General features: G+C 64.0%; 17 protein-coding genes. 12 read left to right on the forward strand and 5 right to left on the reverse strand.

Features of this window, described 5'->3' with window-relative positions:
- Positions 1 to 13: 13 nt before the first annotated feature.
- The 5 genes from AC0L3S_RS01460 to mdlC all read left to right on the forward strand — a co-directional run bounded on the left by AC0L3S_RS01460 (position 14) and on the right by mdlC (position 6777).
- Positions 14 to 481: a MarR family winged helix-turn-helix transcriptional regulator gene (locus tag AC0L3S_RS01460; RefSeq protein ID WP_473277867.1), complete on the forward strand. Its 468-nt coding sequence runs from the start codon at positions 14 to 16 to the stop codon at positions 479 to 481.
- Positions 482 to 527: 46 nt separating this feature from the next.
- Positions 528 to 2237 carry an FAD-dependent oxidoreductase gene (locus AC0L3S_RS01465; RefSeq protein WP_473277929.1) on the forward strand — a complete coding sequence of 570 codons (1710 nt, stop codon included), beginning with the start codon at positions 528 to 530 and terminating at the stop codon, positions 2235 to 2237.
- Positions 2238 to 2326: 89 nt separating this feature from the next.
- Positions 2327 to 3652 carry an MFS transporter gene (locus tag AC0L3S_RS01470; RefSeq protein ID WP_473277868.1) on the forward strand — a complete coding sequence of 442 codons (1326 nt, stop codon included), beginning with the start codon at positions 2327 to 2329 and terminating at the stop codon, positions 3650 to 3652.
- Between the two features lie 33 nt (positions 3653 to 3685).
- Positions 3686 to 5134: an aldehyde dehydrogenase gene (locus tag AC0L3S_RS01475; RefSeq protein ID WP_473277870.1), complete on the forward strand. Its 1449-nt coding sequence runs from the start codon at positions 3686 to 3688 to the stop codon at positions 5132 to 5134.
- Positions 5135 to 5169: 35 nt separating this feature from the next.
- On the forward strand, positions 5170 to 6777 hold the full coding sequence (mdlC, locus tag AC0L3S_RS01480; protein ID WP_473277871.1) for a benzoylformate decarboxylase: 1608 nt from the start codon (positions 5170 to 5172) through the stop codon (positions 6775 to 6777).
- Here mdlC and AC0L3S_RS01485 read toward each other — a convergent pair.
- The gene (locus AC0L3S_RS01485; protein ID WP_473277872.1) at positions 6774 to 8306 is read right to left on the reverse strand and encodes a glucosamine inositolphosphorylceramide transferase family protein; all 1533 of its coding nucleotides are present in this window, start codon (positions 8304 to 8306) and stop codon (positions 6774 to 6776) included. The two genes, mdlC and AC0L3S_RS01485, sit on opposite strands and share 4 nt — an antisense overlap.
- A 30-nt stretch (positions 8307 to 8336) precedes the next feature.
- Entirely contained in the window at positions 8337 to 9512 is a 1176-nt protein-coding gene (locus tag AC0L3S_RS01490; RefSeq protein WP_473277873.1) for a glycosyltransferase family 4 protein, read from the reverse strand.
- A gap of 281 nt (positions 9513 to 9793) precedes the next feature.
- Here AC0L3S_RS01490 and AC0L3S_RS01495 point away from each other — a divergent pair, with 281 nt between their 5' ends.
- Entirely contained in the window at positions 9794 to 11887 is a 2094-nt protein-coding gene (locus AC0L3S_RS01495) for a GumC family protein (protein ID WP_473277874.1), read from the forward strand.
- Positions 11888 to 11941: 54 nt separating this feature from the next.
- On the opposite strand, the gene AC0L3S_RS01500 is transcribed toward AC0L3S_RS01495, so the two are convergent.
- Positions 11942 to 13288 carry a lipopolysaccharide biosynthesis protein gene (locus AC0L3S_RS01500; RefSeq protein ID WP_473277875.1) on the reverse strand — a complete coding sequence of 449 codons (1347 nt, stop codon included), beginning with the start codon at positions 13286 to 13288 and terminating at the stop codon, positions 11942 to 11944.
- A gap of 432 nt (positions 13289 to 13720) precedes the next feature.
- Here AC0L3S_RS01500 and AC0L3S_RS01505 point away from each other — a divergent pair, with 432 nt between their 5' ends.
- A complete protein-coding gene (locus AC0L3S_RS01505) occupies positions 13721 to 14944 on the forward strand; it encodes an FAD-dependent oxidoreductase (RefSeq protein ID WP_473277876.1) in 1224 nt (407 codons plus the stop codon).
- A gap of 31 nt (positions 14945 to 14975) precedes the next feature.
- Here the strand turns inward: AC0L3S_RS01505 and AC0L3S_RS01510 are convergent, their stop codons facing one another.
- Positions 14976 to 16112 (reverse strand): GNAT family N-acetyltransferase, encoded by a 1137-nt coding sequence (locus AC0L3S_RS01510; protein ID WP_473277877.1) that lies wholly within the window; start codon positions 16110 to 16112, stop codon positions 14976 to 14978.
- Positions 16113 to 16339: 227 nt separating this feature from the next.
- On the opposite strand from AC0L3S_RS01510, the gene AC0L3S_RS01515 reads away from it, so the two are divergent.
- Entirely contained in the window at positions 16340 to 17650 is a 1311-nt protein-coding gene (locus AC0L3S_RS01515) for an O-antigen ligase family protein (protein WP_473277878.1), read from the forward strand.
- Positions 17647 to 18672: a glycoside hydrolase family 5 protein gene (locus AC0L3S_RS01520; RefSeq protein WP_473277880.1), complete on the forward strand. Its 1026-nt coding sequence runs from the start codon at positions 17647 to 17649 to the stop codon at positions 18670 to 18672. Before AC0L3S_RS01515 ends, AC0L3S_RS01520 begins: the two co-directional genes overlap by 4 nt.
- Positions 18673 to 19455: 783 nt before the next feature.
- On the opposite strand, the gene AC0L3S_RS01525 is transcribed toward AC0L3S_RS01520, so the two are convergent.
- Positions 19456 to 20169 carry a DUF599 domain-containing protein gene (locus AC0L3S_RS01525; protein WP_007611356.1) on the reverse strand — a complete coding sequence of 238 codons (714 nt, stop codon included), beginning with the start codon at positions 20167 to 20169 and terminating at the stop codon, positions 19456 to 19458.
- A 118-nt stretch (positions 20170 to 20287) separates the two neighbouring features.
- Between AC0L3S_RS01525 and AC0L3S_RS01530 the strand changes: the two genes are divergently transcribed.
- The 3 genes from AC0L3S_RS01530 to AC0L3S_RS01540 all read left to right on the forward strand — a co-directional run bounded on the left by AC0L3S_RS01530 (position 20288) and on the right by AC0L3S_RS01540 (position 22579).
- The gene (locus AC0L3S_RS01530) at positions 20288 to 20950 is read left to right on the forward strand and encodes a glutathione S-transferase family protein (protein WP_473259469.1); all 663 of its coding nucleotides are present in this window, start codon (positions 20288 to 20290) and stop codon (positions 20948 to 20950) included.
- A gap of 306 nt (positions 20951 to 21256) precedes the next feature.
- Positions 21257 to 21460, forward strand: a complete 204-nt coding sequence (locus tag AC0L3S_RS01535; RefSeq protein WP_007611353.1) for a hypothetical protein — start codon at positions 21257 to 21259, stop codon at positions 21458 to 21460.
- A 159-nt stretch (positions 21461 to 21619) separates the two neighbouring features.
- Positions 21620 to 22579 carry a hypothetical protein gene (locus AC0L3S_RS01540; RefSeq protein WP_473277881.1) on the forward strand — a complete coding sequence of 320 codons (960 nt, stop codon included), beginning with the start codon at positions 21620 to 21622 and terminating at the stop codon, positions 22577 to 22579.
- Position 22580 lies beyond the last annotated feature (1 nt).

The following is a 22580-nucleotide window of genomic DNA, read 5'->3' on the forward strand; positions in this document are numbered from 1 at the left end:
GAAGGCACATCCATTGAAAGCCAGGACATCCGGCACCGCATGGCGGCATGCCAACATCGGTCGGCTGCTCAACAACGCAGTGCGGCGCTTCGAAGGTCGTGTGCTCGAACTGATGAGCGAGAAGGGGCATGGCGAAACGCGGATCGCGCATGTCGGCCTCACACGCAATCTCGACGTCGAGGGGACCAGACTGACGGAGCTCGCCCGCCGCGCCTCCATGAGCAAGCAGGCGATGGGCGAGCTGGTCGATCAATGCGCCGAACTCGGCCTGATCGATCGCATCGCCGATCCCACCGATCGGCGCGCGCGCATCGTCATGTTCACGCCGGCTGGGCGCAAATGGCTCGATGCGTTCCGCGATGCGGTCGACGTCGCCGAGCAGGAAATGCGCGCCGAGCTCGGCAAGGCCACGATGGACGCGATCCTGAAAGGGCTGGCGGTCTATGGCGAGCAATTCGACACGCTCCACGAGCCCGAGTAGTCAGGCTACTTGACGATATCGTCAGGCGACCTTACCATGCATGATAATGCTGGTAGGGAGAAGCGCCTTGGAAACACGTCTGACGGCCGCGGTGCTCATCGTGGGCGGGGGGCCCTGCGGGCTGATGCTGGCCAACGAACTCGGCCGCCGCGGCGTGTCCGCGATCCTGGTCGATGAAAAGCCGGGCACGGCATTCAATCCGCAAGCCAATGCGACGCAGGCCCGCTCGATGGAGCACTATCGGCGGCTGGGGTTTGCCGACGAGATCCGACGCGAAGGTCTGCCTGCGGATTACCCGACCGACGTTGCGTATTTCACGCGCTACACCGGTTACGAGCTGGCTCGATTTCAGTTGCCGTCATCGTCACGCGCGGGCGAGCTCGTCAAGGGCATGTCGGGCTCCTGGAGCGCGGCGGAGCTGCCGCATCGCGTCTCGCAAAAATATGTCGAGGCGGTGCTGCGCCGCCATGCGGAACGGCTTCCCGGAATACGGCTTAGCTACGGTCATCGTCTGATCAGCTACGTCGAGAGCGATGACGGCGTCGTCGCCCAGATCGAACGTCTCGATGACAACAGCCGCTTGGAGGTCCGGGCCGACTTCCTGGTCGGGGCCGACGGGCCGCGCTCGATGGTCCGGCAATCGCTCGGCATCGTCTACGGCGGCGAAACCGGAACGCAGCGCGATTTCATGGGCGGCCGCATGCTGGCGGTCTATCTCCGTTCGCCCGACTTCTACGCGAGCATCCCGCATCCGAAGGCGTGGATGTACAATTGCTTCAACGGCGACCGCCGCGCCTTCATGGCATCGGTGAACGGTCGCGACGAGTTTGCGTTTCACACGCAGCTTCGGCTCGATGAGAACGAAAATGCGATCACGATCGACGAAGCCAAAGCAGCGTTCCAGCGCGCTTGCGGCGCGCCGATCGACTGCGAAGTGTTGTCGTTCCTGACCTGGACCGCCGGCCACGCCCTGGTCGCGAATGGAATGCAGCGGGGCAGGGTGTTCCTCGGCGGCGATGCGGCGCATCTGTTCACGCCGACCGGCGGACTTGGCTACAACACCGCGATCGAGGATGCGGTCAATCTCGGCTGGAAGCTCGGAAGCGTCGTCAAGGGCGTGAGCCCGGCGGGGCTGCTCGACAGCTATGAGGTCGAGCGGCGTCCGGTGGCGCTGCGCAACACCGATTATGCGCGTCGCTTTGCCGACTCGCTCGGTCTGTTCGCTCCCGCGCCTGACATTGAGGATGCCACCGACGCCGGCGAGGAGGCGCGGCGGATCGCGGGCATCTATCTCGAACAGCACGCCCGCGCCGAATTCAACATCCCCGGCGTCACTTTCGGCGGGCGCTACGACGGCTCGCCGATCATCGTTTCCGATGGCAGCCAGCCGCCGCCCGACGCCGCGAACGTCTACGTTCCGAGCGCCTGTCCCGGCGGGCGCGCCCCGCATGCGTGGTTGGACGACGGCGTCTCCTTGTACGATCTGTTCGGGTTCGAGTGGACGCTGCTCCAGTTCGGCGAAGTCATGACCGCGCATGCGTCGGTCGCTGAGACCATCCGCCCGATCGGGGTTGATGTGAAACTCGTCACGCTGCCGAAATCCCTGCGCGATCTCTACGAGGCGGATCTGGCTTTGATACGTCCCGACCAGATCGTGGCCTGGCGCGGCAGCGCGTCACAGGCTGGCACGATCGGGCGCGTCCTGGCCCGAGCACTCGGACACAATGCGAGCGACGGCGCACGGCTGGCAAGCTGATCGACTCTCGCCGTCGCATCCGATCAGCGGTTGCGCGGCCAATAATAACAAGACAACAAAAACGACAAATGACACCGGAGGAGGAAACCGTGACGACAAAAGCATTGGAGGACTACGACGATCATGTTGCGACCGTCGTCACTGCCGAGCAGACGGCGAGCAGCCGCCGGCGTATCCTGATCGCCGGTACCATCGGCACCGCGATCGAATGGTACGACTTCTTCATTTACGGCCTGATCGCGCCGTTGGTGTTCGATCAGCTGTTCTTTCCGAAATTCGACCAGCTAACGGCGACCATTGCGGTGTTCGCGACGTTCGCCGTCGGATTTTTGGCGCGTCCGCTCGGCGGGCTGGTGTTCGGTCATTTTGGCGACCGCCTCGGCCGAAAGTCCGTCTTGCTGTGTACGCTGCTCATGATGGGACTTGCGACCATGTCGATCGGATTGTTGCCGACCTACGCCAGTGCAGGCGTGGCTGCGACCGTCGCGCTCGTGGCGTTGCGGTTCGTCCAGGGGTTTGCGCTCGGCGGCGAGTCGACCGCGGCGATCCTTATGGCGATCGAGACGGCGCCCGGGCACCGGCGCGGCTTCTCGGCCGCGGTGATCCAGGCCGCAGGACCCGTCGGTGTCGTGCTCGCCTCCTTCGCGGCGCTCACGATTTCGCGGCTGCCGGAAGCGGACCTGTTGTCATGGGGCTGGCGTGTTCCGTTCCTGATCAGCGCGGTGCTGGTCGCGCTCGGCGTCTACATGCGCCTGCGCATCGAGGAGAGCGCGACATTCCGCGAAGCAAAGGTGACTGAAGTGGCGCCTGTGGTCGAAGCAGTGCGGGAGCACTGGCGGCCGATCCTCATCGTGTTCTTTGCCGAGATGGCGCAGACATCCTATTTCTATCTGACGGCCATCTTCACCATCTCCTTCGCGACCCGTCAGCTCGGCGTCCAGAAAGACGTCATCACGCAGGCCGTGCTGTTCGCCAATCTCGTCGGGCTCGCTGCGATGCCCCTCATCGGCGCCTGGTCCGACCGTATCGGACGAAAGCGTCTGTTCCTGGCCGGCGTGGTGCTCGCAGCCATCTCGATGTTTGCATTCTACGGTGTGGTCGCGAGCCGTGACACGATGCTGGTGACGGGTGCGGTAATCCTCGCCGCGGGGGTGATCCATCCGCTGATGTTCGGGAGCGAAGGAAGCTATTTCCCCGAACTGTTTCCGACCCGCATTCGCTTCACCGGCGTGTCGATCGGAAAGCAGCTCGGGACGGTGCTGGGCGGCGGCATCGCGCCGCTGGTCGCCACCAGCCTGTTTGCGCAGACGGGCTCCACCTACGCGATCACAGGATATTACGTCGTGCTCGCGCTCGCGGCGATGATCGCGCTCGGCTTCGCGCGTGAAACCGGCAAGTCGCGGCTGCTCGGCTAGGGCGAGCGCCATCACCACATCAGGGAGGTTTTCATGGACGTCAGTCTTCTCATCAACGGGCAGGATCAGGCTGCTTCCGGCGGCAAAGTGTTCGAGCGCCGCAATCCGCTGTCGCAGGAGGTCGCAAGCCGTGCGGCCGCCGCGACCGCTTCCGATGCCGACGCCGCCGTGGCGGCGGCCTCCGCCGCGTTTGCCGCATGGTCGGCGTTCGGCCCGAACGCGAGGCGAGCCCTGTTGCTGAAGGCCGCAGATGCGCTTGAGGCCAAGCGCGACGCCTTCATCCGGATCATGATGGCCGAGATCGGCACGACGGAGATCTGGTCGGCTTTCAACGTCAAGCTCGCGACCGGCATGCTGCGCGAAGCGGCGTCGCTCACCACGCAGATCGCCGGCGAGGTGATCCCGTCGGACAAGCCCGGATGTCTCGCGATGTCCATCCGCCAGCCGGCCGGCGTGTGCCTCGGCATCGCGCCGTGGAACGCGCCGATCATTCTCGGCGTTCGCGCCGTGGCGACGGCGCTTGCCTGCTGCAATACGGTCGTGCTCAAGGCCTCCGAGATCTGTCCGGGAACGCACCGGCTGATCGGAGAGGTGTTCAAGGACGCGGGCTTCCCGCCCGGTGTCGTGAACGTCGTGACCAATGCGCCGGCCGATGCGCCGGCGGTGGTGGAACGTCTCATCGCCAATCCGGCCGTGCGGCGGATCAATTTCACCGGCTCGACCCGCGTCGGTCGCGTCATCGCCGAGCTCGCCGGGCGCCACCTCAAGCCGGTGCTGCTCGAGCTCGGCGGCAAGGCGCCCCTGGTCGTGCTCGACGATGCCGATCTCGATGCCGCCGTCGCCGCCGTGGCCTTCGGCGCCTTCATCAACCAGGGCCAGGTCTGCATGTCGACTGAGCGCGTGATCGTGGATGAGGCCGTCGCCGATCAGTTCGTCGCGAAGCTTGCCAAGAAGACAGGCGCGCTTCCGGCCGGCGACCCGCGCCGCGGTCCGGTGGTGGTCGGCTCGATGATCGACGAGGCGCCGGCCAAGCACGTCGTTGCACTGATCGAGGACGCGATCGCCAAAGGCGCCGTCAAGCTCGCGGGCGGCGACCGGGTTGGCACGGTCGTTCCGGCCACCGTGCTCGACCGCGTGGTGCCCGGCATGCGCATCTACACCGAGGAGAGCTTTGGTCCCGTCGTCTCGGTGATCCGCGCGCGTGGCCTGGACGACGCCGTGCGGCTCGCCAACGACACGGAGTATGGCCTCTCGGCCGCCGTGTTCGGCCGCGACGTCGCGCGTGCGCTGACGGTGGCGCAGCGGATCGAAAGCGGCATCTGCCACGTCAACGGCCCGACTGTGCATGACGAGGCGCAGATGCCGTTCGGCGGCGTGAAGGGATCGGGCTACGGCCGCTTCGGCGGCCAGGCCGGGATCGCCGAGTTCACCGATCTGCGCTGGATCACCATCGAGACCCAGCCGCAGCACTATCCCTTCTGACCGCGCAGCAAGCGAAGCCCATCAGGACGCCATTCATGAATTCGAAAGTTCTCACGGTTCGGGAAGCGACCCTCGGTGTGCTTCGCTCGTTTGGCGTCGATCGCGTTTTCGGCAACCCCGGCTCGACCGAGCTTGCCTTCCTCGGCGATTGGCCCGACGACATCGACTACGTGCTCGGTTTGCAGGAAGCCTGCGTCGTCGGCATGGCGGATGGCTATGCGCAGGCGACGGGGCGTCCGGCGTTCGTCAATTTGCACTCGGCGGCCGGACTCGGTCATGCCCTCGGCAATCTCTTCACAGCGTTCCGCAACAAGACGCCGATGGTCGTGACAGCCGGGCAGCAGGCGCGCAGCCTGTTGCGGATGCGACCCTACCTCTTCGCCGAGGACGCCGCACAGTTTCCAAAGCCCTATGTGAAATGGAGTGCCGAACCGGCGCGCGCCGAAGATGTTCCAGCGGCGATTGCGCAGGCCTTCCTCACCGCCATGCAGCATCCGCGCGGTCCGACATTCGTGTCGGTCCCGTCGGACGATTGGGCGCGGCCCGCAATCGCTCCGCCGGTCCGCCACATCGCGACGGAGTTTGCGCCGGATCCGGCGGCGATCGTTCGGCTCGGCGCGGCGATCCGAGCCGCCAAAAAACCTGTCTTCGTTGTCGGGCCCGAGATCGATCGCAACGGCTGCGTCGACGCGATGGTCGCTGTGGCCGAGCAGGCGAGCGCGGCCGTTTGGGCAAGTCCGATGTCGAGCCGTTCGAGCTTTCCGGAATTGCATCCGCTGTTTGCCGGCTTTCTTCCGGCAGCACCAGGAGGGCTCGCCCGCGCCCTGCGCGGCGCCGATCTGATCGTCGTGGTCGGCGCGCCGGTGTTTACTTTCCATGTCGAAGGACAATGCGAATTGCTCGACGACGGAACGCCGGTCTGGCAGATCACGGACGATCCGACGGAAGCCGCATCCGCTTCTGCCGGTGACACCATCATCAGCACGCTCCCGAAGGCGCTGGCTGGGCTGCTGTCGGCGATGCCTGACATCGCGGAGCGCGAGGTGCCGGCCGCGCGGATGCGGCCTGCGGCTCCAGCGGTACAAAATCCGATTCCACCGGCCTATGCGCTCGCCCGGCTCTCGGCGTTGATGCCGGGCAATGCGATCGTGGTCGAGGAGGCGCCGTCGCATCGCCCCGCCATTCAACAATTCCTGCCGCGGCCGGGCGCGGACAGCTTCTACACGATGGCGAGCGGCGGACTCGGTTACAGCCTGCCGGCCTCCGTCGGCGTGGCGCTGGCGCGGCCCGGTCGCCGCATCGTCGCCCTGATCGGTGACGGATCGGCGATGTATTGCATCCAGGCAATCTGGACCGCGGTGCAACGCCGCTTGCCGATCACCTTCGTGATCATGAACAATTCAGGCTATGGCGCGATGCGCGCCTTCAGCCAGCTGATGCAGGCGCATCGCCCGCCCGGAATCGACCTGCCCGGGCTCGACTTTGTGGCGTTCGCAAGGGGAATGGGTTGTCCGGGGCGGCGCGTGACCGATGCCGGGGATGTCAACTACGCCTTGGCCGAAGCGTTGGCATCGAGCGGCCCGGCGCTGGTCGATATCGCCGTCGACGACGCCACGACCGACCTGTTCAGCCATCCGCGCTAGCTGGTAGAGGGACTGGTTCGCGGCGACAAAACAGCCGATGGAAATTTGCTGGTGAAGGCGCGGGTCTTGGGTTGGACACGCGATCCGTCGATCACCTCAAGCCGGCCGCAGCGGTTCAACGTGTGCAACTTCCTGCCAGGCCATGCTGGCCCTGGCCGCAGAGAGTGGCGGACGATCTGCTTGAACGTCGTCGGCGACAGTTCGACGATTTCCGCCAGCGCGAGCGCTGCGCCGTATCCGCCGGCACAATCCTGGACCGGCCGCCACAATTTGTCATTGATGGTGACGAAATTCCCCGCAGGCCGCGTGCTCGCGCGGTCGATGAGGACGGGGTTGCTGGCATGCGGAAACCACGGGCCCATGAGGTGCTCGGCGTAATAGATCGCCAGCGAATCCGAATATCCGCCGGTGCCGTCGCGCCAAGCCCCGAACAGATAGTTCAGGCCGTTGTGCCGCGTGATCGTCACATCGGCGAGTTCAAGTCCTGAAAGCAGCGTCGCGTGGCGCTCCCATTTGTCCGGGAACCGAACGCATTTATAGATGGCGACGTCCCCGTTGGTCGAGCTCTCCGGGATCATCCACAACGCGCCATCGTCCTCGATCAGGAACGGATAGGAGAGGTGCCAAGGCTCGTCCAGCACGGGTACGACCTTCCCGACCGGGCCCGCGCCGTCGAACTCGATCGCGGAAATGATTCCTTTTCCAATTCGGTGATCGAGATCCTCAAAGAAGACGAATGTTCTTCCCTGCCACGTGATGGGGAAGGGATCGGCGTAGAAGTGGTTTCCGGGATCTGCAAGGACGTTCCAGCGAGGCCCTGATAGATCTCCGGTCTGCCAGACGCCGGCACCATCATTGCAGCGCCATCCGACATGCCAATGCGGGGCATAGCAGCAGAGGCGATAGATCTCCTTGGCGATCGATGTCGCTAGGCCGCGCGCGACGTACGCCGCCGGCGGGCTGCCGTTACCAATTCGGGCCGGTCGTGGCAGCTGCGGCACGATGCGCGGTCGTCCCGACAGGATGGCCGCCACCATGGTCAGGGTTCGCGCCATGACGGTTTCCAGTCCGCCGCTCAGACCGGCCGCGATTTCGGCGGAGGGGTGGCCGCGATCGAGGACGGCACCGTCGACCTCGTCGACGATTTCGATCACCGGCAGATCACCGGCGAGAATGGCGGCAAGGGCTGCGTTTTCGCCTGCGGCTCCATTGAACAGCGGGCGGAGATACTGCCGGGCGGAGCAGTTCGGATCCCGCGCGCCACCGGTGAAATCGACGATGACGTCCGCCGTGCCGGCGCGAGCCTGCATCCGTTCGGGACTGATCTTCAGCCTGTCGGCGCCGCAGTGTTTGCCCTTGTGCAACACCAGGCGTTCGAGCTCGAACAGCATGTCGAGTGCCGTCGGTCGCGGCTCCGCCGTTGCCGTCCATGCGATCTGGACCGGTACATCCCGGCCGTCGATCGACAGCGTCTCGCGGCCCATCCATCGCCGCGCATGTTCAATTTCACAGCGAAACTCGATGGTCATGTCGAGCCGATCCGTTTCAATGCGCCCCGATCAAATGACCTGGCCGAGAATTCGAACGTATTCCTCCACCATGGCGTCCACTGAATAGCGCAGCTTCAGACCTTTGGCGTTTTGTCGCAGTTCGTCGCTCAGTTTTTGGTCGGTCAGGAGCCTGGAGACGGCGGCCGACAGCTTGGTATGATCGGAGGCATCGACGAACAGCGCTGTCGGTTTTCCTTCGACGGACAACACCTCGCGCAAGACCGGGAGATCGGTGACGACCGAGGGAACGCCGGCGTTTGCGGCCTCCACAGCGGCGAGGCCGAAGGTCTCCGCCTGCGTCGGAAATACGAACACGTCGAGAGCGGCGAGAAACTCCGCCATCTGGCGCGGAGCAATTTCGCCGAGCAGATGCAGCCTGTCCGATACTCTCAGCTCATCCGCCAACTGCCGCAGCCGGGCCTCGTCGGCTCCCTGGCCAGCCAGTGCGAGGTGCCAGGATGGTTGATCCGGCAACAGACGTATCGCCGCGTCGAGCCGCTTGTGCGGGTGCAATCTTGCTGCGCAGCCGAGCAGGGTGCGATCCGGCGGAAGATTGAATTTCTGTCGCGCGGCTTGCTTCGTCAGGGTGAGCGCCTTGTCGTCGAAGCCGTGCGGGACATGCACCATCCGCGCGCGATAAGCCCTGGGGTAGCGCGAATACTCACGCTGCATGTCCAGCGAGTTGAGCGTGATGCGGTCGAAGAAGCCGAGGCTGCCCATGACGATGTCGGCCATACGGACCGGCCAGCTCATCGACAGCGCGGATGAAACCTGATTGGCGATGACAGGCGCACGGCAGATCAGGCGCGCCACGCCGGCGCCGATGACATTGCCGAAGTGCTGAAAGGTCAGAACGGCGTCGGGCCTGGTGGCCCTGATATGGCCGCCGAGCGTCCACAGCATTTGCAGCAGCGCCAGCGGATTTCCTGGCCGGCTCGACGCGCAATAGATGGTGTCGGGCGGCTCATCGAAGGAATCCGACTTACGGAAGAAGAACAGATTGGTGACCCGGTAGCCGCGGGCGGTCAGCCCGGCGCCAAGCAGGCGCGAGATCTCCTGCGCACCGGCGTTCTCGGCTTGGGTCTGTACGAGAACCACGTGCAGCTTTCGTCCGCCACCGTTGGGCGGCGAGAGTGCTGTCGCAGTCGTCTCGCCCAACGCCTTGTCTGGCTGGTAATGGAGCACGGATCCCGACCCACTAGAGAAACGAATTCTTCACATTCTTAACCCCGTGCTTACCATGGGGGCCTCGCGCGGACACCGACTAGCAATAAACGGAGTTAATGCGCGCCCTGCCGCAAGGGCATCGTTCGCGAATGAATTCCGCTGGTTCCCGACGAAGCGAGGCGCGCGCGTTAACCAATTGGTCACGGCCGCGCCAGGCGCGGGTAACCGCGGATTAACCATAGATATTTACGTTGGAGCAGGCACTGAACAGTGTTCGCAGTTGAATCCGAGTAAAATCCATGACGTTCGGTCGCCGCGCAGACCCGACAAGTTCCGGATCGACCGGTGCCGCCGCGTCGTGGCAGACGCGACAGGCGTCGAACGGCGAGTCGCGCGCATCCGCCGCACGCTTGGGCGGTGCGCTCACGGCCGCGGGTGCGCTCTCCTTCATGCGGGACAACGCTCGCCGCATCCTGACGCTCGCTCTCGCGATTTTTGCCCTTGGCGTCGTCGTTCTCCTGGTGATCCCGGTGCGATTTGCGGCGACCGCGCTGGTCGTGGTCGATCCCCGCGAGCAACGCGTGACCTCGGAGCAGGACGTTCTGCCGGGCATCGGGCAGGATAGCGCCGCGCTGCAGAGCCTGGTCGAAGTGGCGAAGTCCGACGGCTTTCTCGAGCCGCTGATCCAGCAGCTCAAAATTCGGGACGACCAGGACATTTCCGGGGGACATACCGACCCCGCGCGCCTTCTCGAGAGATTCCGCAACCGCCTCGACATTTCCCGGCGCGGGCTGACCTATGTCATCGCCATCCGCTTCACGTCGAACCGGCCGGAGCGGGCGGCCTACTACGCCAATGCCATCGCCGAGGCGTTCGTCGCCAGCCAGGGCCGCAGCCGCACCGATGCGACCGACGAGGCCGCCGACTGGCTCAGTGGCCGGCTCAAATCATTGAACGAACGGTTGAAGGCGTCAGAGGAGGCCGTGGCCACGTTCAAGCTCGAGCACAGGATCGTCAACGCGGGCAAGGATTCCACCACCCAGCAATTGCGGGTCACCGAACTGTCGCAGCAGGTTGCCGCTGCGCGCGCCCGGACCGAAGAGGCGAAGGCCCGCTACGAGCAGGCACAGCGGGACGTGAAGGCGAATGTCGACAGCCCCGTCAAGCAGGATCTGCTGAGCGCCCTGCGCGCACAGCGATCGGCGCTCAATGACCAGATTGCGCAGAAGCGGGCGGTGTTCGGCGATCGCCATCCCGACCTCGTTATGTCCTATAGTCAGTTGACCGATCTCAACAGGCAGATCGAGGTCGAGCGGACGAAGGGCATCGATACCGCAAAATCGGAATACGAGGCCCAGCGCGAACAGCAGAAGGCGCTGGAAGGCCAGATGAAGGCGGCGGAATCGCAGCTTCTGGTCGACGGCCAGGCTCTGGTCCGGCTCCAGGAGCTGCAGCGCGACGCCGAGGCCAACAGAAACATCTACGAGCAGTTTCTTTCGCGCTCCAAGACGACGAACGAGCAACGCCTCTTGCAGAGCTCCCAGACCAAGATTGCGTCGTCCGCCATTCCGCCGTTGCGCTCGACCCTTCCACCGCTGTCTTTACTGCTCGCCGCTCTCGCGATCGGTTCGCTGCTGACATCGACGGCGGTCGTTGCCGCCACGGGACGCGGATTGGACAAATCCGCGACTGATATCCACGACCCCGAACCGGCTTCGCGCCAGCCCGCGACGTGGTCACGTCCGCCCGTGTGGGCCCGCATTCCCGACCTGACGCCTGGCGAAGTCCCCAGAAACATCTGGCAAGGTCCGGTGTCTGCGACGACCGAACTCGATCTCGGTCCCCATCTGCGTCCGCTGCTGGAGCGGCTGGAGAAGGTGCCGGGACCTCGTGGCAAGGTCGTCCTCGTGATGTCGGTCGGGAAGCGCGCCGGCGGCAACACTGTCGCGCGGTCGCTGAATCGATGGGCGGTGAACACCGGGAAGCTGAGCGTCCTGATCCGGGTCGAGCCGGACCTCGGCGGTGCCGGGGCCGGCCTTGCCAAGGGGCAGGCCGACGGCATGACCACCGCGGACTTCCGCAGCGTCGATGAGCTCCTGAGTGCCAGCAAGCGGCCCGGGCCGCCGCCCGCGGACGATATTCGCTCGGAGTTCGATCTGATCGTCGTCCACGCCACCTCCCTGGCCTTGCAGCCGGAGGCGGCGGCGCTGGCTGCTCACGCCGACCTTGTCATGCTGGTCGCGCGCGAAGACGCCGTCGGCTCGGCCGCGATGCGCAGGGCGATGGCTGCGCTCTCCCGGTTTCCCCAAGTGCCGACGGGCATCGTCGTCAATCGCGTGCCTGGCGGCCCCTCGGCGTCGCGTCGCGGCGAAGTGCTGGGGCTGGCTGGTTGACGCCACCCGGCAACGGATTGCCGAGCCGCGCCATTGCCTCGGCTGAGCAGAGGTCTATTCGCCGGAGTCCGCGCCACGGACGGCGTAGGCGCTAGGCTTCGATGGCGAGAAGCGCAGAAGCCCCAGAATCGAAGGATCGACCCCGGTTCGCCGGCGACAGAGGACGTTGAGAGCGATGGTCGCGAGCGCCAGCGACACAGTGGCCGAGATCGCTGCGCCAAGAACGCCGAGCCAGGGAATGAGGACGAGAAATCCGACCAGCCGCAGCGCGACGTTTCCGGCAATCACGGGGACATACTCGCGCTCATAGCCGGTCAGCTGCAAGATCGCCGCAGACGGACCGCCCGCCGCTTGGAACGCCGTTCCGATCGCGAGCACGATCAGGACCCAGTGTTGCGCAGCGAAATGCGGCCCAAATAGGTTGAGCAGGTGGGGGCCGCCAACCCAGATCAGGAGAAGTCCGCTGACCACGCACACCGCGGTCACTTCCGCCATGAGCCGCAACGTTCGCTCGAATTCCTGATGGTTCTTGCTGAAGTACAGCGACGGAAGCCGACGTGCGCCAAAACTGTACAGTGCGGCCGACAGCATGGCGAAGATGTTGGCCAGCCGCGAAGCGGCAAAGTAAATTCCGGCGGTTGCCGGGTCCAACATCCAATAGACCAGAATGACGTCGAAATACTGGTTCGCGGCTTCGAGGATGGATGCGACCCAGAAATGAAGCGCGCTCGATCTCCAGCGCGACGTCTCGGACCTCACCGCCGTGCCGCGGAAATTCGGCAGGGTTCGCGCAATCGCGATGATCTGTGCAATCAGTCCGACCGACATGGCAATCGTCATTACGGCGATCAATTCGGCGGGATCGAGCTGGCGATGGCCGGACATGATTGCGAGCAGGAACAGCACGACGCTGACGCGCCAGAAGAACTCCCTGTTTCCTTCGCCCATGAGAATGCTGACCAGCGAGCGTGCGATCTGGCTGCCAAGCATCAGCCCCGCATTCACGGCCGTGTAGGCCGACACCGCGATGACCAGCAGCCACGAGGCCCCTTTGATGTTCGCGCCGATCGCCATTGTGCCGATCGCAATCAGCATCGCGACCGAGGAAATCTTTAGGCTCGATAGCAGCACGCCTTTGGTGAGGTCGGGCTGATTTCCTACCCGATACTCGTTTAGAAATCGCACCAGCAGCGATTCCTGGCCCACCAGACCGACGACTGCTGCCATCTGGGCCACCGAAAGCCAGGTCGCAAAGATGCCGAACCCATCGGGCGACATCGTTCGTGCCGCAAGCGAAAACAACGCGAACGCAAGCGCGCCGCTACCAACCTTGAGAAGGATGGTTCCGGCAACACCGCGCGTCACGTCGCGCCGCATGAACTGGATGATGGATTCGATCATGGAAATTTAAGGGGCAACTTCCCCTGGAGAGACATTTTCCGATTACCTGCGACAGCCTAGCATGCCGAAAAACCGCGAGTGTTAATGGACGGCCTCCATGATCCTGCCGGCCGCGGCGACGTCGCGGCCATGCCCGTTGCTTCACTATGGAACATCGCTGACCCCATTGTCCCAGATAGAGCAAAGTGCGGCCTGATCGCGTGGCGGCATAGCGCCGCATCGACGGCCAATCAGGCGATATAAGCCGCTGGAATGCGGACCGGCTCGCCGGGAACGACCATCCAGAGCAAGGCGCGTGCCGGTTCTCATCGGGCCGGGCAGTCTCCGCTGCATTAACCGAGATATCGAGAAATGATCGCGTTTGGTCCTGCGATGCGACATCAGGCGAGAGAATTGCACGGGCAATCATAGTTGACCGTGGGAGCCTGGACCATGACGGCGGATAGCAACGTGCCCGAGCCGAACGCCGCAGCCGGCCCTTCGACGATCGTCGCCGACATCGCGATCGTTGGCGGCGGCCTTGCGGGCTCGCTGGCGGCGGCCGTGCTCGCGCGGTCAGGGCATCGTGTCGCTCTCGTCGACAAGCGCGCGGTTCATCCGGACGAGTTCCGGGTCGAGAAAATCGGCGGCCATCAGCTGGAGATGTTGCGCAAGCTGGGCTTCCTCGACGCGCTCGATAGCGTGGCCAGCCGATATGACCAGGTGCTCAATATCAGGGAAGGCAAGGTGGTCGATGTCAGCGTCGGCCGGGCTTACGGACTTCCATATGCCGATCTCGTCGCGATGGCGCGCAGTCAACTGCCTGATCCGTCCAGCCTGATCGTCGACGAGGTCACGGCCGTCAATTGCAGCGACGATATCCAGCATATCGAGCTCGCGTCCGGGCGGCGCATGACAGCGCGCCTTGTCGTGCTGGCCACGGGCATGGCGGGCGTTCTCGGCTACAAGCTCGGTATCAAGCGGCGGGTGCTGGCCGAGCGCCATTCGGTCACGCTTGGATTCACGATCGCGCGCCGGGACGATGTGCCGTTCGATTTCGCGGCGCTGACCTGTTACGGCGAGCGCACGGCGGACGGCATCGATTATCTCAGCCTGTTTCCAGTGCGTGGCGGCATGCGGGCAAACCTCTTCATGTTCCGCGACCCGGCCGATCCGATCATGCGCGAATTGCGCCGCGAACCGGAAGCGACGGTGTTGCGCCTGCTGCCGGGATTGCAGCCTTACCTCGGTGATTTCCACGTGATCGACCGGGTGCAGAATTGGGTGATGGACCTGTCCATCGTGGAAGGACATCTCCAGCCCGGCGTCGTGCTCATCGGCGATGCGTTCCAGACCAATTGCCCCGCCGCCGGCACCGGCGTTGCCCGCCTGCTGGTGGACGTCGACCGCCTCTGCAGCGAATATGCGCCGCGTTGGCTCATGACCGGGGGCATGGGCCAGGACAAGATTTCGGAATTCTATTCCGATCCCGACAAGGTCGCGGCTGACCAGCAGTCACTGAAGATGGCGCGCTTCCGGCAGGCTCTGACGTCCCGCAACGATATCGGCTGGGACGTGCGGCGACGGCTGCACTTCCTGCGACGCAGGATCACCCACCGGGTCGATCAAATGCGGCCAGGCTGGCTGGCGCATGTTCGAAGCGCGCTACGCGCCTGAGAGCCGTCGTATCGTCGGGGGGCCTCGCCGGTCAGCGCGTGGGCGTTGAGGTGCGGGTCGGCAGGAGCCGGAACTCCGACATTCGCTTGGCGGCCAGTTTCAGCCAGGGAGCCTGTTTCAGTGCGAACAAGGAAATGGCGCCCACGGTGCTGCCGGCCTGCGTGACCGCCCACATCGGAGAAGGCTGCGCGCCGAACAGTTTCTTGTAGGGCTCGTCACCGATCGTAAAATCGAGCATCTGGTCCCCGCGCTCGATGCAATCCTTCGCCACCTGCTCGAACATCAGCGCGCCCAGGGACTGGCTCTTGTATCCCGCAATGTCGAAGGCACTCATGATGACGAGGAAGCTGCCTCGATGGCAGAGCCCGAGCACGGCGGCGATCACTTCGCCATCCATCTTCATCGCATAGAGCCGGACAAAGGAGCCGAGGCCGCGCTGCGCCATCTCGGAATAGAAGCCGTAATATTCGGGGCGCTGGAGCAGATCTCCGTCGCCTTGCGCCTGAAAGCGCGGACCCCGGAATTTGCGCATCACGTCCAGCGCCTCGATCACGGAGGCGCTGTCGCCGCAGCATGAAAAACTTAAGTCGCCCTTCTTCTGGAGCTGCCGGGACTTTTTTGCGAGCTCCTTCTGGTAGGAACGGTCGATCGCGCTGGCGCGCCATTGCTCGAACGGCGCGACGAGAACGGTTGCGTAAGCATTGGAGTCCATCGCGACGCGGCGAGGCGTCGCCAGGAGATTCTCGATCGGAAGCCGTCCATCCGGCAGCTTGGTCATTCGGAGCAGATCGAACGGGCGGACGAGGTACCTGATTTCCGCGCACGCACTCTCGTCCTTGAGCAACTCGGAAAACACCTGCGGGCTGCACACCGGCGCCAGATAGTCGGAGACGCGGAGGTCGGCGAATTCGACGGTCCGTATCGGGCCGCGCCGGATCCGCAGCAAGGGCAGCACCATCGCAAGGGCGCGCGTTGTGCGGTGACGGACCACGACAACCAGAGGAGTTGCGCCTGCATGAGACGCGAGCCTGGTGTAGAGGGTGTCCAGCCAGAGCGGATGCTGGAACGCGGTGGCGGCCGAATTGTCAAACAGCTCCGCGTAATCAGGCGACAGGAAATCGAATTCCTGCTCGATGGCGATGTCGAACGTGTTGCTAGCTTTGTTCATGCACAACCAGGGAAACCGGATAGCTCGGGACGGGGCGCTCGAGCCGGATCTGCGCTTTATAGCAGGGTCGTTACGGGCGAGACACCGGCGGCGTGCAGTTTGCATTAATGCCTCGCGCAGGGCTCATATCGTTACCAAATCGTTAATTTCGCAACATCGCCACGACGCAGCGATGGAGATCGACCTGCGCTAGCAAATTATTAACCGCGCTTAAGGAAGGTCATCTCATGGCCAGCCTGCAGACCGAGGTGGATTCCGGAGCACCCGGGAGCGCGATCTGGACGACGCGCAGCGTTGGCGTTGAGAAGATTGCCAAGGTCGCGATCAGCTGTTCGATCACCATCAACGTGGTCGCATCGATGGGCATCTTCAACGCAGCGCTACTGCCGGCGGAGCTGAGCTTTCTGCAGCAGGCCGTTGCCCTTCTGATGTGGGCCGTCCTGATCTACGCAAGTGCATTCGTGCAGCCGCACCTGCGGTTGCAGGTGAATCCCGATCTGGTGGCGCTGGTCGCATTCTACGCCTTCGCTATTGTCTCGGTGTTCTGGTCCAGCCTGAGCGTCGCGGCGATCATGAAGAGCGCGGCGCTTGCGATGACGACGTTCGGCGCATTTTGCCTCGTCACGCGCGTCGACGTGGACGAGATCGTGAGAGCCACGGCCCTTGGGCTTTTCATATTGGTCGCCGCGTCGGCTGTCTGTGCGTTGGCCGTGCCCGACATCGGGATCGATCACAGCTGGATGCACAACGGTCAATGGCAGGGCGTCTACGAATCGAAACAGACGCTCGGCTTCGTCGGCGCGTATCTGATGTTCTTGGCCTGCTATCGAAAGATGACGGGGCAGGGGTGGCCGGCCTTCCTCGCCGTGTTCCTGCTGGCGTCAACATGTGTGCTCGCGTCGGAATCGCGTGGCGCCGGCGCTGTCGCCCTGGCCGCTTGCGCCATGCTCGTGACCTCGATGTGGTCGGTCAGCTGCATGAGGCTCTATGCGCTCCTGCCGTTTGTCATGTGCATTCTGGCCGGCCTTCTGATCCTCTATTTCTACGCGACGGGATACGACGCGATCCATATCGGCGATGCCAGTATCGATTTCACCGAACGGACCTTCATCTGGCACTACGCGATCAGCCATTTCAACGATGCGCCGCTGCTCGGCTTCGGCATCAACGGCTTCTGGACGATCCCGTCGATCTACGATTATTTCGAACAGAATCACGGCTGGGTGCTCGACAATTATCACAGCGGCTACATCGCGATCCTGATGGAGACCGGATTTCTGGGCTATACGCTCTTTACCGCGAGCGTCCTCCTGTTCTCGCACAAGATCCTCCATCTGATCTCCGCTCGCACGATCGACCGGTCGCACTGTGCCCTCATCATCGGATTCGTCGTCCTCAGCTTTCAGACCAATTTTACGGAGACGACATTCCTTCGTTCGACGATGTTCACATCCGTGCTCCTGGTGGGCTTTTTCTTCGCGACGTGCAGGCCGGTGCGACCGACGGAATTCCAGGCTCCAGGAATGGAAGCAGTATGACCTCCATGCGCGCGCGTTGGCCGAGAAGCTTCAATCTTGCGGCTACGGCGGTTTTTCTTGTATCGCTGTTCTCCCACGCCCATGGGGCCGAGCAAGCCGCCGCCCGTGACACGCCAAAACTGGGTCGCGGTATCAACATTCTCGGCTACGATGGAATCTGGGAAGGCGGCCAAAACGCGCCATTTCGCCTGGAAAATCTGACTGCGATCAAGAAGGCGGGGTTCGCGCATGTCAGGATCAATTTCTTCGGCTTCAAGTTCATGGGCCCGGGGAATGTCCTGGACGAGATCGTCCTGAGGCGGCTCGACGCCGTCATCGAGGAGGTTCTCGCGAGGAAGCTCGTTCCCATCGTCGACGAGCACGATACCCACCTTTGCCAACGCGACGTTTCCGGATGCGCCGAGAAGCTCAAGGCGTTCTGGCGGCAGATCGCCGAGCGCTATGCCGGAAAATATCCGGCACTCGTTTTCGAAGTGTTGAACGAGCCTGGTGGAGAAATGACGTCCGCCGGCTGGAATTCGCTCCTCAATGAATGTCTCGGCATCATCCGACGCACCAATCCCGAACGGCCTGTCATCGCCGCCGTTCTCAACACCGATGAGATCCCTGTCGACGCGCTGATTCTGCCGGCCGAGGACAGGCATCTCATCGTCACGTTTCACTATTACGCGCCGATACGGTTCACCCATCAGGGCGCGCCGTGGTCTCCGACGTTTTCGCGGATCGGGCCCCTGGACTGGGGGAGCCCGGAGGATGAAGCGAAGGCTGCCGCCGACTTCAGGAAGATGAGTGTCTGGGCGGAGAAAGAGCAGCGCCCGGTTTATGTCGGCGAGTTCGGAGTGTACGAGCGTGCGCCATCCGACAGCCGGCAGCGATATTTGTCATTCGTGGCGAGAAGCGCCGACAGGCTCGGCTGGTCATGGGCCTATTGGCAGTTCGATCACGACTTTGCCGCCTTCGACAGCTCGCGTCAGGCCTGGAAGCCAGGTATCCTGCGTGCGCTGATGCCGCCGACGCGTTGAAGTCGGGTCCCAAGCCCGCTCATGTAACGGAAGGAGTGTCGGGCCTTGACCCGTCGGGCAAAACACCCGCCACCGCGTCAACCCCTCTCCGCAAAAATATTCCACTTTACCGAAATTCGGAAATGGCGTATGTGTCGTCCATCCCGGCTCATCCTTGAGGGGCGATCTTGTGGTCGTCATGTTCGCGAGCCGGGGCTTGCGGTGGACGCGGCAGCGTTCGGGTGCGAGTGGCCAAGGGCAGGGCGGATTGCTCTCCGTGAGCCCAAGGCTTCGTTCCGACGAGCGGCGCTGTCAGGCTTCGTCTCGTCTGTAAGTTTCCGGCTTCGTCGACAGGGCTGGGAAAACTGCGGCGAAATGGCGGGCCGTGCGTACGGCAAAACCGTGTGGTCCTGGCCGTCGTTGCTACGGTCAAGCCCTGGCGAATGCGGCATCTGCGTCAACCGGCGCGGTGTCGGTGACTTTCGCCAAGGCGAGGGAGGCCAGCAAGAACTCGGCTCCCGGGAGAGCACGGCATAAGCCGTCCAACCATCGCGCAGGGAAGGCCGAGTGATTGGCACCACCTGTATGCTGCTGTGCGGTTTTCCTGCGTGTGCTTTTCGCGCAGCGGACCGCGGGTGCGAGGTCAGCACCCGGCCTTCCCTGCGCCCTCTTGGATAAGAGGGTGGAGCGACTGAAGCAAAGCTCGGGCGAAATCAGCCGCGAGGACGTGAAGGCGTGTCTGCGATTCAAAATGCGAGATGGAAGAGCGACGCTGCTTCCCCTTGCTCCGTCATTGCGAGCGCGTCAACGGCCGCGCTTCATCTCCTCGCCATCCACCACCTCCGGCGCCATGGCCTCCCACGCGCTCGAGGCGAATTGCCGCCGCCACGTCACGATCACCACGGCTGCCGTGGTCACGAACAACACCCAGGGGCTGACGAACCAGCCGAGATAGCCGAGTGCGAAGAAGAAGGCGCGCTGGCCGCGGTTGAAATGACGGCCGGCAGATTCGAACAGGCGCGAGGTGCGGATCACATGAGCTTCGGCCTCCGGCGTGTCACGCTGCGAGGCCGCCGGCATGCCGCCGAACAGGATCGCGACATAGTTGAACAGGCGGTACGACCAGGCGAATTTGAAGAAGGCGTAGACGCAGATCAGGACAAGGCCGACGCATTTCAGCTCCCACATGGCCGGCGAGGTGCTGAGATCGATCGGCAGCTTGCTCAAGATCGTGATCGCGTCGTTGGTCGCGTGGAGCAGCGCCAGCGCGCCGCCGAGCGCGATCAGGCTGGTGGAGGCGAAGAAGGCGGTGCCGTTCTGCAGCGAGGCCATGATCTGCATGTCGACCATGCGCGCGTCGCGGTCGAGCAGCCGGCGCACCCAGACCTCGCGGTAGCGGTTCATCCGCGCCGACAGGCTGTCGCGGCCATACGCCGAATGCTCCAGCGTCAGGGCGTAGACCAGCCATTCGATGATGAAGAAGCCGACGGCGGTGATGTCGACCCAATGCCTGCTCATGTGTATCTCCTGATCGCAACGCTTGCCACGCATGGCGAGGTGCAGCAACGATTGATTGGCGGCAGGCGATGGCGTTAAAAGCGGCTCGCTTCAAGGGGTATCGAGAAGGACTGATGACATGGCTGCGCTGAAACTCGCAATCGGCAACAAGAATTACTCGTCATGGTCGATGCGGCCCTGGCTCGCACTCCGCGCCAACGATATCCCGTTCGTGGAGACCCTCATCCCGCTCTACACCGATAATCCCGCGGACAAGGAGCAGATCATCTCGTTCAGCCGCGCCGGCAAGGTGCCGGTGCTGGTCGACGGCGACATCACGGTGTGGGATTCGCTCAGCATCATCGAATACATCGCCGAGCGCTATCCGGAAGTGAAGCTGTGGCCGGACGACGCCGCCGCCCGCGCCCATGCCCGTTCGGTGTGCGCCGAGATGCATTCCGGATTCATGGCCCTTCGCAACGAATGCGGCATGAACCTGCACCGTCCGGTGCGCCCGGTGACGCTGTCCGCGGACGCCGAGGCCAATATCGCGCGCGTGCAGGAGATCTGGCGCGAGTGCCGGACCCGCTATGGCACCAATGGACCGTTCCTGTTCGGGCGCTTCGGCGCGGCGGATGCGATGTATGCCCCGGTCGTGCACCGCTTCCGCACCTACGCGATCGAGGTCACGCCGGAGACCAAGACCTACATGGACACGATGCTGGCGCTGCCGGCGTTCCAGGAATGGACCCGGGACGGGCTCGCCGAAACGCTTGTCATCGAAAAGTTCGAGAACGTGTAGCCCGTGGTTGCGATCGGGCCTCGCTCGATCGCCCGAGTGATCGGCAGGGAGAGGGACCTCACGGCCTGGGAACCGCCCAGGGCGGTGGATCACGCCAGCCCCGACGGCCGTTTGCCCCATACCCCGGAAGAACGGGTTCCAGCGGTATCATCGGCCGGCGGCATCACTCTGAAATAACTGCAAAATTCGCACGTTTGCCATGTCGCATACTGCTGGCCAAAAACGCCCGTCGCATGCTATACAGCGGGCGGGTTTCCGGCCGGCCGACGCAGTGGGACCATGGGCGTGGCAGGCGTTGTTTGAGTGATGGAGAGGGTGTTGAAGCACAAATTCCCTATTGGCGCGCGCGTATTGTTCACCGCCAGCAATGTCGCACGCCCCGCTGCCAGCGGCTCGTATGAGGTCATCCGCCTCCTGCCGACCGATGGTGACGACTGTCAGTACCGGATCAAGAGCTCGACCGAAGCCTTCGAACGCGTCGCCAAGGAAAGCCAGCTCGCGCTGTCCTGAAGGCCGACGCTACCCGCGCATTGGCGCGTCCTCGGGAATTTGTATTCTGCCGCCGTCAAAAGGCCCGCTTCACCTTCAAAAGGTAGGCTGGGGGCAGTCGCCGACTCTCGGTACTCGCTTTGACCATTCGCTCTCTGCTCGCGTGAGGGGACGTCGCGCATGAACTGGGCATGGGCCTCGTCGCTCGACCAAATCTGGCGCTCGCCAGCCTTTCCGATGTGGATGATGCTGGCGGCTGCCGGCTTCTTCGGACTTATTCTCCTGGTGACGCTGCTGCGCGCCGAGCGGTCGGTCGCCAACGGCGCGCTGACCGTCATGACCTTGCTGGCCATTGCCATCGCGCTGGCTGCCGTCGTGCGCGTCGATGGACCGGCGGGGCAGTCCACGCCGACCGAGGCGCGTGCACAGGCCGCGATGAGCCTGCCGGCGTTGTCCTGTCTCGACGATCTCGCCGGCGATGCCGTGGCCATTGGCTGCGAGAAGGCGCTGTTCGGCGCGCCGGACGTGGCGGCTGCGGCCGTCTCCACCACCGCGGCCAGGATCGATCGGCTGATGTCGCTTGGCGATGCCGCGACCGCCGAGAAGAGCCTGACGTCCGACGTCAAGGTGCTGCGCAAATCGCTGGAGCGTGATCGCTATGGTCTGGTCGCGCAGGTGCTGGTCGTGCGCGACGGCTGCACGCAGTTCGATTGTGCAGCTTTCCGCTCGCTGACCGATCAGCAGCAGGTCGCCGCCAACATGGATTCTCATCTCTACGACACGCTGGTTGCGCGCTACGCCCCGACATGGAATGCGCCTGCAGCAGCGCAATCGTTGCCGGCCACTGCCGCGCTTGCGGGACTGCCGCCGTCGATGCCGACGGGCAAGCCGACCAATGCCGAGTTCCCGAGTGCCTCGTCGACGCCGCCGGTCAGCATCATGAATCCGGAGCCGGCGACGCGTCAGGCGGCGCCCACCGCGAACGCGGCGGCTCCGCGCCCCCCGGCAGCGGCCTCGGCACAGGCCGCAGCTCCCGCCGCGAAGAGGCCGCCTGCGCCCAAGGCTGCGCGGGCGCCGGCTGCAGCACCGGTTCCGCTCACGCCGCCGCCCGCCGCTCCCCCGGCTGCGGATAACGAGTAGA

This window comes from Bradyrhizobium sp. Ken01 (assembly GCF_055807355.1).

Coding starts and splice junctions, on each gene's coding strand:
- AC0L3S_RS01465 (WP_473277929.1), top strand. CDS start 528: ATGCTGGTAGGGAGAAGCGCCTTGGAAACACGTCTGACGGCCGCGGTG.
- AC0L3S_RS01475 (WP_473277870.1), top strand. CDS start 3,686: ATGGACGTCAGTCTTCTCATCAACGGGCAGGATCAGGCTGCTTCCGGC.
- mdlC (WP_473277871.1), top strand. CDS start 5,170: ATGAATTCGAAAGTTCTCACGGTTCGGGAAGCGACCCTCGGTGTGCTT.
- AC0L3S_RS01485 (WP_473277872.1), bottom strand. CDS start 8,306: ATGACCATCGAGTTTCGCTGTGAAATTGAACATGCGCGGCGATGGATG.
- AC0L3S_RS01495 (WP_473277874.1), top strand. CDS start 9,794: ATGACGTTCGGTCGCCGCGCAGACCCGACAAGTTCCGGATCGACCGGT.
- AC0L3S_RS01500 (WP_473277875.1), bottom strand. CDS start 13,288: ATGATCGAATCCATCATCCAGTTCATGCGGCGCGACGTGACGCGCGGT.
- AC0L3S_RS01505 (WP_473277876.1), top strand. CDS start 13,721: ATGACGGCGGATAGCAACGTGCCCGAGCCGAACGCCGCAGCCGGCCCT.
- AC0L3S_RS01510 (WP_473277877.1), bottom strand. CDS start 16,112: ATGAACAAAGCTAGCAACACGTTCGACATCGCCATCGAGCAGGAATTC.
- AC0L3S_RS01515 (WP_473277878.1), top strand. CDS start 16,340: ATGGCCAGCCTGCAGACCGAGGTGGATTCCGGAGCACCCGGGAGCGCG.
- AC0L3S_RS01520 (WP_473277880.1), top strand. CDS start 17,647: ATGACCTCCATGCGCGCGCGTTGGCCGAGAAGCTTCAATCTTGCGGCT.
- AC0L3S_RS01525 (WP_007611356.1), bottom strand. CDS start 20,169: ATGAGCAGGCATTGGGTCGACATCACCGCCGTCGGCTTCTTCATCATC.
- AC0L3S_RS01530 (WP_473259469.1), top strand. CDS start 20,288: ATGGCTGCGCTGAAACTCGCAATCGGCAACAAGAATTACTCGTCATGG.
- AC0L3S_RS01535 (WP_007611353.1), top strand. CDS start 21,257: ATGGAGAGGGTGTTGAAGCACAAATTCCCTATTGGCGCGCGCGTATTG.
- AC0L3S_RS01540 (WP_473277881.1), top strand. CDS start 21,620: ATGAACTGGGCATGGGCCTCGTCGCTCGACCAAATCTGGCGCTCGCCA.